This is a genomic window from Aureimonas psammosilenae (assembly GCF_009176975.1).
In the GTDB taxonomy this organism is placed as follows: Bacteria; Pseudomonadota; Alphaproteobacteria; order Rhizobiales; family Rhizobiaceae; genus Plantimonas; species Plantimonas psammosilenae.
In genome coordinates this window covers 509747-525143 of record NZ_WEZG01000001.1, presented here as the reverse complement: position 1 = coordinate 525143, position 15397 = coordinate 509747, and the positions used below count along the sequence as shown (strand labels likewise).

The 15397-nt window shown below is 66.0% G+C and carries 14 protein-coding genes; 4 read left to right on the top strand and 10 right to left on the bottom strand.

Annotation, left to right across the window (positions count from 1 at the left end; translation table 11 throughout):
- Nucleotides 1-92: 92 nt before the first annotated feature.
- Nucleotides 93-1013 (top strand): serine O-acetyltransferase EpsC, encoded by a 921-nt coding sequence (gene epsC / locus F9929_RS02490; RefSeq protein ID WP_152044939.1) that lies wholly within the window; start codon nucleotides 93-95, stop codon nucleotides 1011-1013.
- A 70-nt stretch (nucleotides 1014-1083) separates the two neighbouring features.
- On the opposite strand, the gene F9929_RS02485 is transcribed toward epsC, so the two are convergent.
- From F9929_RS02485 to F9929_RS02450, 8 genes are all read right to left on the bottom strand, one after another.
- Nucleotides 1084-2055, bottom strand: coding sequence for a substrate-binding domain-containing protein (locus tag F9929_RS02485; protein ID WP_152044938.1), 972 nt, complete (start codon nucleotides 2053-2055; stop codon nucleotides 1084-1086).
- Between the two features lie 28 nt (nucleotides 2056-2083).
- Complete coding sequence (locus F9929_RS02480; RefSeq protein WP_152044937.1) at nucleotides 2084-3097, bottom strand: ABC transporter permease; 1014 nt, start codon at nucleotides 3095-3097, stop codon at nucleotides 2084-2086.
- Nucleotides 3084-4604 carry a sugar ABC transporter ATP-binding protein gene (locus tag F9929_RS02475; protein WP_152044936.1) on the bottom strand — a complete coding sequence of 507 codons (1521 nt, stop codon included), beginning with the start codon at nucleotides 4602-4604 and terminating at the stop codon, nucleotides 3084-3086. The genes F9929_RS02480 and F9929_RS02475 overlap by 14 nt, the downstream gene beginning before the upstream one ends.
- A gap of 404 nt (nucleotides 4605-5008) precedes the next feature.
- Nucleotides 5009-6652, bottom strand: a complete 1644-nt coding sequence (locus F9929_RS02470) for a peptide chain release factor 3 (protein ID WP_152044935.1) — start codon at nucleotides 6650-6652, stop codon at nucleotides 5009-5011.
- A gap of 109 nt (nucleotides 6653-6761) precedes the next feature.
- The gene (locus F9929_RS02465; protein WP_152044934.1) at nucleotides 6762-7832 is read right to left on the bottom strand and encodes an ABC transporter ATP-binding protein; all 1071 of its coding nucleotides are present in this window, start codon (nucleotides 7830-7832) and stop codon (nucleotides 6762-6764) included.
- 37 nt (nucleotides 7833-7869) lie between these two features.
- Nucleotides 7870-8652, bottom strand: a complete 783-nt coding sequence (locus tag F9929_RS02460; protein WP_210251294.1) for an ABC transporter permease — start codon at nucleotides 8650-8652, stop codon at nucleotides 7870-7872.
- Nucleotides 8649-9455 (bottom strand): ABC transporter permease, encoded by an 807-nt coding sequence (locus F9929_RS02455; protein WP_235919001.1) that lies wholly within the window; start codon nucleotides 9453-9455, stop codon nucleotides 8649-8651. The genes F9929_RS02460 and F9929_RS02455 overlap by 4 nt, the downstream gene beginning before the upstream one ends.
- A gap of 186 nt (nucleotides 9456-9641) precedes the next feature.
- Nucleotides 9642-10694 carry an ABC transporter substrate-binding protein gene (locus tag F9929_RS02450; protein ID WP_152045204.1) on the bottom strand — a complete coding sequence of 351 codons (1053 nt, stop codon included), beginning with the start codon at nucleotides 10692-10694 and terminating at the stop codon, nucleotides 9642-9644.
- 343 nt (nucleotides 10695-11037) lie between these two features.
- Between F9929_RS02450 and F9929_RS02445 the strand changes: the two genes are divergently transcribed.
- From F9929_RS02445 to F9929_RS02435, 3 genes are read left to right on the top strand one after another with little or no spacing between them, the layout of a single operon-like run.
- Complete coding sequence (locus tag F9929_RS02445) at nucleotides 11038-11472, top strand: MarR family winged helix-turn-helix transcriptional regulator (RefSeq protein WP_193227577.1); 435 nt, start codon at nucleotides 11038-11040, stop codon at nucleotides 11470-11472.
- A 6-nt stretch (nucleotides 11473-11478) separates the two neighbouring features.
- Nucleotides 11479-13767 (top strand): ATP-binding protein, encoded by a 2289-nt coding sequence (locus F9929_RS02440; RefSeq protein WP_152044930.1) that lies wholly within the window; start codon nucleotides 11479-11481, stop codon nucleotides 13765-13767.
- Nucleotides 13724-14116, top strand: coding sequence for a response regulator (locus F9929_RS02435; protein WP_193227576.1), 393 nt, complete (start codon nucleotides 13724-13726; stop codon nucleotides 14114-14116). The genes F9929_RS02440 and F9929_RS02435 overlap by 44 nt, the downstream gene beginning before the upstream one ends.
- Here F9929_RS02435 and F9929_RS02430 read toward each other — a convergent pair.
- Both F9929_RS02430 and F9929_RS02425 read right to left on the bottom strand, forming a co-directional pair.
- The gene (locus F9929_RS02430; protein ID WP_152044928.1) at nucleotides 14091-14831 is read right to left on the bottom strand and encodes an endonuclease/exonuclease/phosphatase family protein; all 741 of its coding nucleotides are present in this window, start codon (nucleotides 14829-14831) and stop codon (nucleotides 14091-14093) included. The genes F9929_RS02435 and F9929_RS02430 overlap by 26 nt on opposite strands.
- Nucleotides 14818-15384 (bottom strand): sugar transferase, encoded by a 567-nt coding sequence (locus tag F9929_RS02425; protein ID WP_152044927.1) that lies wholly within the window; start codon nucleotides 15382-15384, stop codon nucleotides 14818-14820. Before F9929_RS02425 ends, F9929_RS02430 begins: the two co-directional genes overlap by 14 nt.
- Between the last annotated feature and the right edge of the window lie 13 nt (nucleotides 15385-15397).

The window sequence follows — 15397 nt, the reverse complement described above, 5'->3', positions numbered from 1 at the left end:
GGGGCTTCCTCGGCTTCGATAGCCGACTATTGCGTCCGGCCGGCGCTGCGCCATTTCGGCATCGACCGGCGGAGGAAAGCAGCTTGAAACCGATGGAAAGGGAGTTGGCCCTTCGCGCGACGGAGTGGAATCTGGACGCGGTGGTGGCCGAACTGGAACACTCGCGCGACGTCAGCCACAATGTCCGGCATCTGGGGAAACTGCGCCCGCCCCCGTTGCGCGAGGCAATCGGCGAAGCGCTGGACGGCATCGCCGCCGCCCTCTTCCCCGCCCATTTCGGCGCGGCCGGCCTGACGCCGGGCAACATCAATCACTATGTGCGCCAAACGCTGGAGGAAGCTCTTTCGACGCTCTGCGAGCAGGCGGGGCGCACGCTTCCTTTCTCGCGCGCGGAAATCGTGGACGAGGGCGAACTCGAAGCTCGCGCCCACGCCATCATCGGGGAACTCGCCGCACGGCTGCCGGAAATCCGGGGGCTTCTCGTCAGCGACCTGCGCGCCGCCTATGAGGGCGATCCCGCAGCGACCGGCTTTTCCGAGATCCTTCTGGTTTATCCCGGCATCACGGCGATCATCCACCATCGCGTGGCGCATGTCTTGAACGGCCTCGGCGCGACGTTTCTCGCCCGCATCATCTCGGACATCGCCCGTTCGCGCTCAGGGATCGACATCCATCCCGGCGCGACGATCGGCGCGGGCTTCTTTATCGACCACGGCACGGGCGTCGTGATCGGCGAAACCGCCATTGTTGGGGAAAGGGTGCGGCTTTACCAGTCGGTGACGCTCGGCGCGCGCTCGTTCCCGCGCGGCGAGGACGGCTCGATCATCAAGGGCCTGCCGCGCCATCCGATCGTGGAAGACGATGTGGTGATCTATGCCGGCGCCAGCATCCTCGGCCGCATCACGGTCGGGCGCGGCTCGATCATCGGCGGCGGAGTGTGGCTGACGCAGGACGTGCCGCCCGGCAGCCAGATCTCGCAGGCCCATACCCGCGACGTCTGCCTGCCGAAGTGATTTCGAAGGCGGCAAGGAAACCGGAAAGGCGCGCAGGCGCTTCCCGGTTTCCCTTCCGGTCGAGGTCTCGTCAGAAGGGCGAGTCGGGGTAGTGGAACTCCTTGGCGTTGCTCGCATCGATCAGCGTCGAGGGAATGGTCGTGGTCGCCGGCAGCGCCTCGCCCTTCAACCGCGCTTCCGCCGTCAGCTTGATCGCGTCGTAGATGAATTTCGGCGAATAGCTGACATCGGCTTGGATGCGCGGGTCCTTCTTGTCGAGGATGGTCTTGACCATGTCTTTGGCGCCCGCGCCGCCGAAGATGATCTTGATGTCCTTGCGGTTCGCCTGGTCGATGGCGCGGATCGCGCCGAAGGCCATGTCGTCGTCGGCCGCCCAGAACGCGTCGATCTCCTTGAAGCGGGTCAGGTAGTCCTGCGTCACCTTGTAGGCGTCGTCGCGGTTCCAGTTGGCGTATTTGGCGTCGAGCAGCTTGATGTCGGGATGCTCTTTCAGAACGGCGTTGAAGGCGTCCATGCGCTCGTTGTCGAGCGTCGTCGGAATGCCGCGCAGCGCCACGACATTGCCTTTGCCGTTCAGCGTCTTGGCGATGTATTCGGCCGGAATGCGCCCGAAGGCGGTGTTGTCGCCGGCGACATAGGCGTCCTGCGCCGAGGTGTCGGTGAGGCCGCGATCCACCACCGTCACATAGGCCCCGGCGCGCTTCACGTTGGCAACGGGCCGCGTCAGCGCCGCCGATTCGAAGGGAAACACGACAAGCGCGTTGATGCGGTTGACGGAGGACAGATCCTGAAGCTGGTTCGCCTGTTCGGTGGCGTTGGCTGCCGTGCGGATGGTGATCTTCAGATCCGGGTGCGCGGCCTCCAGGTCCTTCTTGGCTTGATTGGCCCAGAAGTTGATGCCGCCCATGAAGGAATGGGTCGCGGCGGGGATCGAGACGCCGAGCCGGACTTCCTCGGCGGCGCTCGCCCCTCGCGCAAGGCTTGCAAGCGCCAGCCCCGCCGCCACGCCGGCCAAGAGCGCGCGTCTGGTTTGGTTGAACATGGATTTCCTCCCTGCGACACGAGCCGTTCTAGCGACGGCCCTTTTGGATGAACGCGACGGCGATGATGACGAAGCCCTGCACCGCGGCGTTGAGATAAACGCTGATGAGGCTCGTCAGATTGAGGATGTTGGCGATCACCGACAGGAGCACCGCGCCGATGACGGTGCCGAGGATGCTGCCCTGCCCGCCCTTCAAGGCCGCGCCGCCGACGATCACCGAGGCGATGGCCTCCAGCTCCCACAGGAGGCCCGTCGTCGGCGAGGCGGAGCCGAGGCGCGGCACGTAGAGAAGCGTCGCGATGCCGACGCAGATGCCGAGCGCCATGTAGGTGAGAATCTTGACGCGCTCGACATCCACCGCCGCGTAGCGCGCCACCGTCTCGTTGGAGCCGATCGCCTGCACCTGCCGGCCGAAGGCGGTCTTGTTCAGGAGAACCGCGCCGACCACGGCCACGAGAAGGAACACCACCACCGGAACGGGAATGCCGAGGATGTTGCCGTAATAAACCGGGGCGTAGATGTCGGCGAGTTCGTTTTCCAGCGTCAGCGCGCCGCCATCGGCGAAGTAGGTCAGGTAAGCGCGAAAGATCCCGAGCGTCCCGAGCGTGACGATGAAGGGCTCGATCCGGCCCTTGGCGATCAGGAAACCGTGGATGAGGCCGAACACGGCGCCCAGCACCACGGACAAGGCGGCCCCCGCCACAACCGCCAGAAGCGGCGAGCCGAGATGGCTGGAGGCCCAGTTGATGAACATGATCACGCAGCCCGCGATCAGGGCCGCCATCGATCCGACGGACAGGTCGATGCCGCCTAGGATGATGACGAAGCACATGCCCACCGCGATGATGCCGATGAAGGCCGTGCGCGTCAGGACGTTCAGCGCGTTGTCGAAGGAAGCGAAGTCGGGGTTGAGGACCGCGCCGAGGATGCAAAGGGCGATGAGGCCGACCACGGGGCCGATGCCCGCCAGCTTTTCGGCGAGCGGCGTTCCGGTTTCGCGCCGCTCGTCGGCCGCGCCGGCCGCGATCTCAGGCTGCGACATCGCGGCTTCCCGTGGCAAAGGCGATCATCGTTTCCTCCGTCATGTCGGCTTCTTCCAGCGTGGCGACGAGCCGGCCGCCGCGCATCACGGCGACGCGGTGCGCGAGCCCGATCAGCTCCACGAGTTCCGACGAGATCACCACCACCGCCAGCCCTTGCGCGGCCAGCCGCTGGATCAAAAAGTAGATTTCGCGTTTCGCCCCGACATCGACGCCGCGCGTCGGCTCGTCGAGAACCAGCACCCGAGGCTCGGGATGCAGGACCTTGGCGAGGGCGAGCTTCTGCTGGTTGCCGCCGGACAAGGAGCCGGCCCGCGCGTGGAGCGACCCGGCGCGGATGCCGAACTCGGCGACCGCGCCCTTCAGGGCCTTTTCCTCGGCTTGCCCGTCGAGCCAGGGCTTGGCGTAGCGCTCCAGCGCCATCAGGGTGAGGTTCTGGCGCAGGGGAAAGGCGACATGCAGGCCCTTTCCCTTGCGGTCTTCGCTGAGATAGGTGAGCCGATGGCGCGTCGCGTCGCGCGGCGAAGAAATGCGCGTCGCCTGGCCGGCGATCTCCACCGTTCCCGTCGCGGGCCGCAGCCCCATGATGCCTTCGAAGAGTTCCGTGCGGCCCGCGCCGACGAGGCCCGCGAAGCCCAGGATCTCGCCCGGCCGCACCGCGAAGGAAACTCCCTCCGCCCAGCCCGGCACCGCGAAATCGCGCACCTTCAGGGCCGGCGCGGCCGAGGCGTCCGGTTCCACCTTCGGCGGGAAGAGATCGGACACCTCGCGCCCGACCATCATCGTCGCCATGGCGTGGCGCGACAGGGAGGCCGTGGCGGAGCGGCCGACGAAGCGGCCATCGCGCATCACGATCACCTCGTCGGTGATGCGCTCCACCTCGTCCAGCTTGTGGGAAATATAGACCACCGTGACTCCCTCGGCGCGCATACGGCGGATGAGTTCGAACAGGCGCGAGACTTCCGACGGCGTCAGCGTGGCGGTCGGTTCGTCCATGACGAGAAGCCGGGCGCGCCGCGAGATGGCGCGGGCGATCTCCACGAGCTGCTTCTCGGCGACGATCAGGCGGCGAACGGGCGTATCGGGATCGCGCCTCAGCCCGACGGCGTCGAGCGCGGCGCGCGTCTCCGCGCGCATGGCCCGCTCGTCAAGAAACAACCCGCGCCGGCGCTCATGGCCGAGAAAGATGTTGCCGGAAATGGTGAGGTCGTCGGCGAGATTGAACTCCTGATGGATCAGGAGAATGCCCTTTTCTTCCGCGTCGCGCGGGCCGGAAAGCTCGACCGGCTCGCCGCCCAGAAGAACGCGCCCGCCGCTCGGCCGCTCGTAACCGGCCAGAATCTTCATCAGCGTGGACTTGCCCGCGCCGTTTTCTCCCAGGAGGCCGTAAACCTTGCCCGCCGCCAGATCGAAGGAGACCTCGCGCAGCACCTCGACCGGGCCGAACCGCTTCGTGATCTTCTCGAAGGAGACGGCCAGTCCCGAACAGTCGCTCATGGCGTCGCTCATGGGCGGCGCTCCGCCCCGGCGCCTTCAAAACGACGGCCGACGAGGGATAAACGCGGACGCGCTCCCTTCGCCCCGTCAGAAAGAAGGCAGCTCCCATTGTCCATCGATCTGCTCATCCTCCCAGAGAAGCAAAGAATAGGCGGGGAAAACGACCGGGCACAAGCGCGGGGAACGGCTCGATCCCGAACTTTGCCGTCATCGTCCCCGCAACCGGGGCGAGTTGGCGGGGCAAACGTGGCGGGATCGCCCGCATACCGGGTACGGTAACGAAGATCGACGGCGGATTACAGCGAAGGGACGGCTGAATCGCGCGAAAACCGCCGTCATTCCATGAGGTCACACGACATTTTCGCGTGACCGTTTAATTAAGGCGCGAGGAACGCGAAAACCCGTGGAAGAAGGGCTCAGGCCATGTGCCGCTCGCGCGTCGCGGTGAAGCGAACCGCCGGATAGTTCTTCTGCGCGTAGGAAAGCTCCCAGGAATTTCGCGCCAGAAACACCGGACGATCCTCGCGGTCACGCGCCAGATCCCCCTGATTCGACTTCACGAACCGGTCGAGTTCGGCCGCATCGTCCGCATCCACCCAGCGCGCCGTGTCGAAGGGCGAGTTTTCCAGCATGATCTCGACGCCGTATTCCACGGCAAGCCGCGACACGAGAACGTCGAGCTGCAGCGCGCCGACGACGCCGACGAGCCATGACGAGCCGATCACCGGGCGGAACACCTGGATGACGCCTTCCTCCGCCAGATCGTTCAGCGCCTTCTGGAGCTGCTTCACCTTCATCGCGTCCGGCAGGCGGACGCGCCGGATCATTTCGGGCGCGAAGCTCGGAATGCCGGTGACGGTCAGGCTGGTGCCTTCCGTCAGCGTATCGCCGACGGACAAAGTGCCGTGGTTGGGGATGCCGACGATGTCGCCGGCCACCGCCTCGTCGGCGATCTCGCGGTCCCGCGCGAAGAAGAACATCGGCGAGGCGATCTTCATGTCCTTGCCGGTGCGCACGTTCTTCAGCTTCATGCCGCGCTTGAAGACGCCGGAGGTGAGGCGCACGAAGGCGATACGGTCGCGATGGTTCGGGTCCATGTTCGCCTGGATCTTCAGGACGAAGCCGGAAACCTCCTTCTTGCCCGGCTCGATCGGCGCGGGGAGCGCCGGCTGCGGCAGCGGGGACGGCGCGAAGGCGCTGATCGTATCCAGAAGATCGCGCACCCCGACCTCGCGCATGGCAGAGCCGAAAACGACCGGCGTCAGGTGCCCGGCGCGATAGGCCTCGACATCGAAGGCCGGCAGCGAGGAGCGCGCGATTTCCAGGCCCTCGATCGAGGGGCCGAAGATCGGATCGGCGGAAAGCGTCGGATCGCTGGCGAAATCCTCCAGGCTTTCGAACTCCTGCCGCTCGCGCGTGTTGCGCGTCAGGCGCACGGGGCCCTCTGTAGCCACCTGCACGATGCCGCGGAAATCCGTGCCCATGCCCATCGGCCATGTGACGGGCGTCACGTCCAGCGCCAGCGAGGACATGATCTCGTCGAGGATTTCGAGCGGATCGCGCCCTTCGCGGTCGATCTTGTTGACGAAGGTGATGATCGGAATGTCGCGCAGGCGACAAACCTCGAAGAGCTTCAGGGTCTGCGCCTCGATGCCCTTGGCGGCGTCGATCACCATGATGGCCGAGTCCACCGCGGTCAGCGTGCGATAGGTGTCCTCGGAGAAGTCGGCGTGGCCGGGCGTATCGAGAAGGTTGAGGACGAGGCCTTCATATTCGAAGGTCATCACGGAGGACGAGATCGAGATGCCGCGCTTCTGCTCGATCTCCATCCAGTCCGAGCGGGTGCGCCGGCGCTCGCCGCGCTCCTTCACTTGGCCCGCGAGGCGGATCGCGCCGGACTCGAACAGAAGCTTTTCCGTCAGCGTCGTCTTGCCGGCGTCCGGGTGCGAGATGATCGCGAAGGTGCGCCGCTTCAGGTGCCCCTTGTCGGCGGAGAAGAGTTCGGCATCGGCGATGCGCGAGGCTCCGTCGGCGCTATGGGAAAGGTTGAGGTCGTCCATCGGGAAAAGGCGGCTCGTATCGCGAAACGAAAAGGGGCCGGCGCTTAAGGCGCCCGGCCTCATGTGCCGCCCCTATATCACGACCGGACGCGCGAGGCGCAAGTTTCCGCTATTCGGCCGCCTGCGCCATCGGGGCTTCGAGGATCTGTCCGTCGGAGGGTGCGAAATGCACCGCCACCGCCGAGCCTCTTTCGGGCGGCGGGGCGGCCGGATCGTTGAAGGCGTCGAGAAGCACGGCGGTGGAGCCGAGCCGAACGCGCATCCGCACCACGGAGCCGAGAAAGTCGACATCCTCCACGGTGCCTTCCAGACGGTTCACCTTGCCGCGCCCCGGCATCAGCGACAACGCCTCGGGGCGCAGAGCGAGCGTCAGCGGCGTGCCGGGCGTGTCGTTGTTGGCGGAAACGAGGATTTCCTGACCCTCGACGCGCATGCGCCCCGCCCCCGTCGCCTCGCCTTCCAGAAGGCTGAGCGTGCCGATGAAGGACGCCGCGAAGCGGGTCCGGGGGTGGTTGTAGATCTCGAAGGGCGAGCCGACCTGCTCCGCCCGGCCTTCGTTCAGAACCACGATGCGGTCGGAGATCGACAGCGCTTCTTCCTGGTCGTGCGTGACGAAAATGGCGGTGATGCCGAGCTTGCGCTGGAGTTCGCGGATTTCCTGGCGCAAGGACAAACGGATCTTGGCGTCGAGCGCCGACAGGGGCTCGTCGAGAAGGAGGACCTGCGGGCGAACGGCCAGCGCGCGGGCCAGCGCCACGCGCTGCTGCTGGCCGCCGGAGAGTTGATAGGGATAGCGCGACGCGAGGTGCCCGAGCTTGATGAGGTCGAGCATCTCGGCGACGCGCGCCCGGATTTCCACCTTCGGTTGCCCCGCGACCTTCAGGCCGAAGGCGACGTTGTCGGCCACCGTCATGTTGGGAAACAGCGCATAGGCCTGGAACACCATGCCCACTTTCCGCTGGTTCGGCGGCAGATGGGTGACATCGCGCCCGTCGATGGTGATCTGCCCGGCGCTCGGCTGCTCGAAGCCGGCGACCATGCGCAGAAGCGTGGTCTTGCCGCAGCCCGAAGGGCCGAGAAAGGTGATGAACTCGCCGCGCTCGATGCCAAGATCGAAATCGTGCACCACGGTGTTGGAGCCGAAGCTCTTGCGCACGCCCTTCAGAACAAGAAAGCTCATCGCGCTGGTCTCCGGGTCAATGTTGCCGCCGCGCTCGTCATCGCGCCTTCCTTTGCCCGCGCCCGCCCAAAAGCTGCAACGCGCCCATGCAGCCCCAGGTGACGGCAAAGGCGATCAGCGCCAGCGCCGCCGGCTCGTAGGCGCGATTGGCCCCGACGATCTGCAGGTAAGGCCCAAAGCCCGGACGGTTCAGGAGGCTGGCGAAGACGAACTCGCCGATCACGATGGCGAAGGTCAGAAAGGCGCCGGACAGAACGGCGGCGCGCACGTTCGGCAGGATCACGTCCAGCATCACGCGGAGGCGCGACGCGCCGAGACTTTCGGCCGCTTCCGTCAAGGTGCCGATATCGATGGCGGAAAGGCCCGTATCCACGGCGCGATACATATAAGGAAGCGCCAGGGTGACGTAGCCGCAGACGAGAAGGACGTTGGTGCCGGAGATCGTGGCGGTCAGCGGCAGGAAGGACGAGGAGTTGTACATCCTCAAGTATCCGAAGACGATCACGATGGCCGGGATCACCAGGGGCAAAAGGGTGACGAACTCGATCACCGGCCGCCAGCCCGGCAGTTTCAGGCGCACCCAGTAAGCGGTCGGCACCACGAGAAGCGTGCCCACCACGATGGTCGCGACGGCCGCCAGAACCGAGAAGGTGAAGGTCTCGCGAAACCGCGGATCGCCGAACACCACCTCGTAGGCGCGGAAGGAATAGATGCCGCGCACCATGCGCAGCGAAAACTCGAAGGTCGCGACAAGTGGCAGGAGGAAATAAAGCGCGCCGAACAGGACGATGGCCCAGGAGCCGAGATGGAGCCGCTTCATTTCTGCCACCGCTCCGCCCGGCCGCGCAGCCAGATATAGAAGCCGTTCGACAGCCCGGTGATCACAATCATGCCGAAGGCCAGCGCATAGCCGAGATTGGGGTCGTGCAGGACATCGCCGCGAATCTGCGCGTAAAGAAGGATCGGCACGATGTTGAGCGACGAGCCGGTGAGCGCATAGGCGGTGGCGATGGCCCCGAAGGCGTTGGCGAACAGAAGAAGGAAACAGCCGAGAAGGCTTGGGAACAGCACCGGTAGCGCCACCATGCGCCAATATTGCCAGCGCGACGCGCCGAGCACGGTGGAGGCCTCTCCCCATTCGCGCTTCAACCCGTCGATGGCGGGCGCGATGATGAGCACCATCAAGGGAATCTGGAAATAAAGATAGGTCGCCGTCAGGCCCCAGAAGCTGAGGAGGTTGAAGCCGTAGCGATAGATGTTCAGCCCGAACCAGTCGCTGAGAAACACCGTCACGAGGCCGAGCCGGCCGAGCGTGGCGATAAAGGCGAAGGCGAGCGGCACGCCGGCGAACTGCGAGGCGACGCCCGAAAAGGTCATCAGCGTCGGGCGAACCCATTCGGGCAGGCTGCCCTTCACCACGGCATAGGCGAGAAAGAAGCCGATCAGCGCGCCCAGAAACGCCGAAGCCGCCGACACCTCGATGCTGATCCGGTAGGCCGCGAGGATCGAGGGCTGGAACAGCTTGGCGAGATTGGCGAGCGTCGGGTTGCCGGCGGCGTCCTGGAAGGCGCCGACAACGAGATTGAGCGTGGGCAGGACCAGAAACAGAAGCGCGAAGGCCATGAACGGCACGATGCCGAGCCAAGCCAGAGAGCGCCTGCGCCCCGCGACAGCGCCCGTCGCGGAACTTAAGGGATCGTGCAGAACCGCGCCGGGCGCGGCCTCAGCCTCGAAGGACATCGGCCGCTCCTCGAACGGTCGGGAAAGGCGTCATTTCATCGCTCATGCCGCCTCCCCCTCCCAAGAGCCTTACTGAACGTTCGCGCCGACGACCTTGTCCCAGTCGGCGGTGATCTTGGCCTTGGCCGTGTTCTGCTGCTCGATCGTCGGGAAGACCGCCTTCTCATAGGCGGACGCCTCGGGGAGCTTGGCGAGAAGATCGGCCGGAATCTTGCCTGCCTTCGACATCGCATTGAAGCGGATCGGGTGGCAATAGCCCTTCAGCCAGCCGATCTGGCCCTCGTCGGAATAGAGATACTCCATCCACAGCTTGGCGGCGTTGGGATGGGGCGCGTAGGCGCTGATCGCCTGCACGTAGACGCCGGCCACGACGCCGTTCTTCGGCACGACCACTTCCGTTTCCGGGTTGCCGGCCAGCGTGTCGCGGTCGGACAGGGCGTTGTAGTCCCAGCGGATCAGGATCGGGGTCGCGCCTTGCGCGATGGACGCGGCCTTGCCGATCACCGGCACGAAGTTGCCGGCCTTGTTGAGCTTGCCGAAGAAGTCGAGGCCCGCTTCGCCGGCTTTCGCAGCGTCGCCGCCGGCCTCGGCCAGACCCGCCGCGTAGACCGCCTGGATCGCCTGGTTCGAGGTGCGCGGATCGCCGGCCAGAGCCACCGAGTTGGCGTATTCGGGCTTCAGGAGATCGGCCCAGTCGGTCGGCATCTCCTTCACGATGTCCTTGTTCACCTGGAAGGCCAGGACGCCGTAGTAATCGCCGTACCAGTAGCCCTCGGGGTCCTTGGCATCAGCCGGGATCTCGTCCCAGGTGGAAACCTTGTAGGGCTGGATCAGGCCGTCGGCCTTGGCGGAAGGTCCGAAGGACAGGCCGACATCGATCACGTCGGGGGCCTGCGGGCCCTTGTTGTCCTTGTTGGCCTTGATCGCCTCGATCTCGTCGCCCGAACCGGCATCGGGGTTCAGCTCGTTGATCTGGATGCCGTACATGGCCTTGAAGCCTTCCAAAAGCGCGCCGTAGCCGCACCAGTCGTGCGGCAGCGCGATGGTGGTGAGCTGGCCTTCCTTCTTGGCCGCGGCGATCAGCTCGTCCATGGACTGCGCCGAGGCCACGCTCGCGCCCATGACATTGGCGGCGAACGCGCCGATCGCGATCGCCGATGCGGCACGCCGAAGAATATGGCTCATCTCAAGACCCCCTGGGAACATCGCCCGACCGGCGACGGAAAACGGCGCAGCCGTATGGCGGATGCGGCGCTAGCATCGTCACATGACAATCCAATGTCAGCCGGCGGAGGGAAACTGGCAACCGTCTCGTTGCGGTTTTCTTGACTTCCCAAACAATAGACGCCTTCCTTTCAACAACCCTTCTTGCCCTTACGCGGCGAAGTACTAATCTGGCACCGTCGTCGGCGTCTCGAAAGCGGGATGCGAGGCGGGTTGGGAGACAGTGCTTAGTGACGACCGCTTGAACAAAGACGCCATCTCCGCCGCAGCGCTCGCCGGCCTTCTCGAACAGGCCGCCCGCCGCATTCACAGCCAGGGCTATGCTGCTGATCTGTTTCCCGCCCAGTGGGCGGCGTTGCGCTATCTCCAGACGGCGAACCCGCAGCTTCGAACGGCCATCGATCTGGCGCGGTTTCAAGGACTTGCTTCGGGCGCCGTGGCGCGCACGGTGCGAACCCTGATCTCCAAGGGGCTCCTCGTGAAGGCGGGCACGATCGGGCGCGGGCGCGCCGAACAGCTCGATCTCACCGAAAAAGGGCGCGCCCTTCTCACCGGCGATCCGCTGCACGCCATCGCGCGGGCCTTCGAATCACTTGGGTCCTCCGAGCGTGAGGGGCTGGCCATCGGGCTGGAAACGGCGATTCGCGCCACCATGCCGGACACGGATGCCGACTGACGCGCGATGAGCACTGCAGCGAGAGCCTTCGTCGCCCTTCTGCTGATCATCACCGCAACGGCGCTCAGCGGATGTTCCGTCCGCTCGCAGGACAACGCCCTGAAGCTGAGCGACAGGGCTTTCGTGCTGGCCGACCCTTCCGGCACCCTTCCCTTCGAGGACGTGCGCGGGCGCGAGTTCCAGGCCTGGAGCGCGGCCGAGCCCGTGCGCGTGCCGGACGGCGGCGCCGTTTGGCTGAAACTCTCGCCGCTGGACGCCGAGGCGCTGATCGCCGGGGGATGGATGCGTCCCTTCGCCCTCGTGGTGAAGGAGCCGTGGGTCCGGCACGTCGATCTCTTCATCGACGACGGCACAACGGTCACCCAGCGCGCCTGGGACTGGCAGGACAGCCGGCGGCTCGACGGCAACGGTTATCGTTATCCGCTGGTCGGCCTCGAGCCGGACGCCTTGCAGGCCGAGCTTTTCCTGCGCGTTTTCCCGAGCGAGCCGCTCGGCCGCAACATCTGGATCACCGACTTCCAGAGCTTCTTCGGAAGCTACAACAACGAAACCACGTCGCTTTCCATTGCGATCGGCATCCTCGTCGCGGTGCTCCTTTACAGCTTGGCCCAGGGCGCGACGCTGCGCAATCGCACCACGCTCTGGTTCGCGGCGGTTCTGGCGGCCGAACTCGTCCACATCCTGACGCGAAGCTCGGCCTATGAAACGCAGTTCGTGCCGGGTGCGGTGGAGTCCTCGATCGCGCTGGCCTTCGCGAGCAGCTTCGCGCTCCAAGGCGCGCTCGTCGGCTTTGCCGCGCATTTCCTGCGCAGCGGGCGCGACGGCGTGGTTGTTTCGCGGCTCGTGCGCGGCTTCGTCGCCGTGCTTCTCCTTCTGGCTCTCGTCAGCCTCCTTTCGCCGGACGCGCTGCGCTTTCTCCACGGCGTCTTCAAACCGGCGACCGTTCTCGTCCTCGTCACCTTATGCGCGCTGGCCGCGCGGCGGACGGTTTCGCGCGTCGCGGTTTTCGCGCTTTCCTGGGCGCCCGCTCTCGTGCCGATGATCGCCAGCCGTGAGGCGCACGCCATCGCCCCGGCCTTTTCCGACAACCTCGTTTTTTCCGACGGGGTGCTGTTCGGCCTTTGCGCCACCAACGCGATCTTCGCCGCCATCGCTTCGCTCGACATCCGCCAGCGCGAACACGCGCTTCTGGCGCAGGTGCGGCACAATGCCGAGCGCTTTCGCGGCTTTGCGGAAATCGGCACGGACGGTTTCTGGGAGGTCGATCCCGAAGGCCGCCTGACTTTCCTGTCGGGCCGGATCGCCGATCCGGTGCGCTTGGCCCTCGGCGACCTCCTTCTGGATCGTCTCGCGCAACATTCCTCGGCCGATTACGTGCGGCCGATTCGCGAAACCATCGCCGACCGGCTGCCGCTCGACGGCCGGCGCATCCGCATCGAGAACGAGGGCAGCGACGTCTGGATCTCGCTCAGCGGCCGCGCGATCGGCGATCCGGGCGGATATGCCGGCGAGGCCGTTTATCGCGGCGTCATCCGCGACGTCACGGAGGAAACGGAGCGCGAAAGCCGCCGGGTCGTGGAACAGCAGATGCTGGCGCTCGGCCAGCTCGTCGGCAGCGTCGCGCACGAGATCAACAACCTGATCCACCCGATCGTCAATCTCACCAAGCGCCTGCGCAACCGCTTCGCGCAGACCGCCGATCCCGAATCCATGCGCCTGATGGAACTGATCGACATGTCCAGCCGCCAAGCGGCCAAGGTCGTCTCGGAACTCCTTCACTCCACCCGCGACCAGCGCTGGAAGGACGTGCGGCGCCCCTTGTCGCTGGCGGTGGAATACGGCGTCGAGGCGGTTCGCCCTGCCCTGCCGGCAAGCGTGCGCATCGATGTCGTGACCGAAGACGTGGCGAGTCCGACCGTGAAGGTCGGCGATATCCTTCAGGTCGTCGGCAACCTCCTGTCCAACGCCGTTCACGCGATGGATGGCAAGGGCACCGTGTCCATCGCTTTATCGCGCGTCGATGAAGGCGGGCGTTTGACGGTGGCCGACGACGGCGCGGGCATGGACGAAACCGTCCGGCGGCGCGCCATGCAGCCCTTCTTCACGACGAAAACCGATGGTCGCGGAACCGGCGTCGGCCTTTATGTCGTGCAGAAGATCGTGCAGGACTACGGCGGATGGATCACGATCGACTCGTCGCCGGGTCTGGGCACGACGTTCACCATCCTGTTTCCCTCCCGAGAGGACGATAATGGCGAGTTCGGACAACAAGCCGACGGTTCTGGTCGTGGATGACATGCCGATGGTGCGCGAATCGCTCGCCATCGCGCTTTCCGACGCGGGCTTCGCGGTGGAAAGCGCCGCGAACGGAAACGAGGCCCTGGCTCTCCTCGGTGAGCGGCCCTTCGACGTTCTGGTGACCGATATGTGGATGCCGGAAATGGATGGCCTGCGCCTCCTGAAGGAGATTCGGGGAACCCGGCCCGAGATGCGCATCTTCGGCATCACCGGCGGAGGCCCGCGCCTCAGCATCGAGACCATGAGCTCGCTCGCCGAGGTCTGGGGGGCGGAGCGGGTGTTCCTGAAGCCCTTCGACGACGACGAACTGGTGGACGCGATCAAGGCGCCTCGAAAAGCGGATTGACGCGAAAATCGGCGACGAGGGGAAGGTGGTCGGACAACGCTCCGGCCTCCCGTCCGACATCGACGCCGTGCAGGTGGAGCGCGCGCGACGCGTAGATCCGGTCGAGGCGAAACATCGGCCGCCGTGCCGGAAACGTGCGCAGGGTGGCAAGCTCCGGCAGAACGGCCCCGAGCGCGCCGTGAACCGGCCCCTTGTCGAGACGCCAGTCGTTGAAGTCGCCGAGCGCGATCGTCGGCCTGTCGGTTCCCGCGCAACGCTCGGCCACATAAGCCGCTTGGCTGCGCCTGTCCGCCGCCCCGAGGCTGAAATGGCTGGCGAGGATGCGCATGAGACCGGCCGGGGTTGGCGTTTCGGCGTCGATCACCGCGCGCGGCTCCAGGCGGCCGCCCGGCAGGCGCAGCACTGCGGCGCGTGCGAACGGCCGGGCGCTCCACAGAAGATGCCCATAGGCCTTGTCGCCCCGCCCGGTGGTGCGCGCTTCCACCACATGGCCGCCGAGCGCCTCGGCGATGCGCTCGAAAGCGCGGGGTCGGCGGCCGAGATGCGTGCGCCCGTCGATCTCCTGAAGCGCCGCGACATCCGGGCGAAGCGCGAGAAGCGCTTCAGCGACCCGTTCCAGATCGCAGCGGCCGTCGCGCCCGACGCCCCCATGGACGTTCCAGGTGACGACGCGGAACGAGGCGGCGGCGGCGAGGCTCGCGTCAGCGGGCGACATGGTCCCCCTGCCCGCTGCCGGTCAGCGTTTGCAGGATGATGGCGAGATCCCCGAAGAAGGAGCGCGTTTCCACATAGCGCGCGTCGACTTCCGCCAGCCGTTCGGGCTCAGACATATCGACACCCTGCACCTGCGCCAGCCCCGTGATGCCCGGCCGCGCGCGATGAACCCCGAGCCTTTCCCGCGCGTCGATGACATCCTTCTGGATCGGCAGGCAGGGGCGCGGTCCGACAAGGCTCATCTCGCCTTTCAGGACGTTCCAAAGCTGCGGAAGCTCGTCCACCTTCACGCGCCGAAGCCGGCCGCCGAGCGGCGTCACCGCCGCCGCCGGCGTGTCGTGCGTGGCGGCCGAGCGCGTGTCGGCGCCCATGGTGCGCAGCTTCAGGCAGGTGAAGGGAAGGCGGTTGCGCCCGACGCGCTCCTGTCGAAAAATGCCGGGACCGGGCGAATCCCGCCTGACCAGAAGCGCGAGAAGCAGAATTGCCCAGCCGAGAACGAGGAGCCCGAAAAGGCTCGCCAGGATATCGAAAACACGCTTGGCCAGAAGCGACATGCGCTGCCCTTTT

Bases quoted from the DNA above. Each gene is read 5' to 3' on its own strand.
- F9929_RS02450 (WP_152045204.1), bottom strand. From the start codon at position 10,694: ATGGGCGCGAGCGTGGCCTCGGCGCAGTCCATGGACGAGCTGATCGCC.
- F9929_RS02480 (WP_152044937.1), bottom strand. From the start codon at position 3,097: ATGTCGCAGCCTGAGATCGCGGCCGGCGCGGCCGACGAGCGGCGCGAA.
- F9929_RS02430 (WP_152044928.1), bottom strand. From the start codon at position 14,831: ATGTCGCCCGCTGACGCGAGCCTCGCCGCCGCCGCCTCGTTCCGCGTC.
- F9929_RS02465 (WP_152044934.1), bottom strand. From the start codon at position 7,832: ATGAGCTTTCTTGTTCTGAAGGGCGTGCGCAAGAGCTTCGGCTCCAAC.
- F9929_RS02460 (WP_210251294.1), bottom strand. From the start codon at position 8,652: ATGAAGCGGCTCCATCTCGGCTCCTGGGCCATCGTCCTGTTCGGCGCG.
- F9929_RS02425 (WP_152044927.1), bottom strand. From the start codon at position 15,384: ATGTCGCTTCTGGCCAAGCGTGTTTTCGATATCCTGGCGAGCCTTTTC.
- F9929_RS02440 (WP_152044930.1), top strand. From the start codon at position 11,479: ATGAGCACTGCAGCGAGAGCCTTCGTCGCCCTTCTGCTGATCATCACC.
- F9929_RS02485 (WP_152044938.1), bottom strand. From the start codon at position 2,055: ATGTTCAACCAAACCAGACGCGCGCTCTTGGCCGGCGTGGCGGCGGGG.
- F9929_RS02475 (WP_152044936.1), bottom strand. From the start codon at position 4,604: ATGAGCGACGCCATGAGCGACTGTTCGGGACTGGCCGTCTCCTTCGAG.
- epsC (WP_152044939.1), top strand. From the start codon at position 93: ATGGAAAGGGAGTTGGCCCTTCGCGCGACGGAGTGGAATCTGGACGCG.
- F9929_RS02455 (WP_235919001.1), bottom strand. From the start codon at position 9,455: ATGGCCTTCGCGCTTCTGTTTCTGGTCCTGCCCACGCTCAATCTCGTT.
- F9929_RS02470 (WP_152044935.1), bottom strand. From the start codon at position 6,652: ATGGACGACCTCAACCTTTCCCATAGCGCCGACGGAGCCTCGCGCATC.
- F9929_RS02435 (WP_193227576.1), top strand. From the start codon at position 13,724: ATGGCGAGTTCGGACAACAAGCCGACGGTTCTGGTCGTGGATGACATG.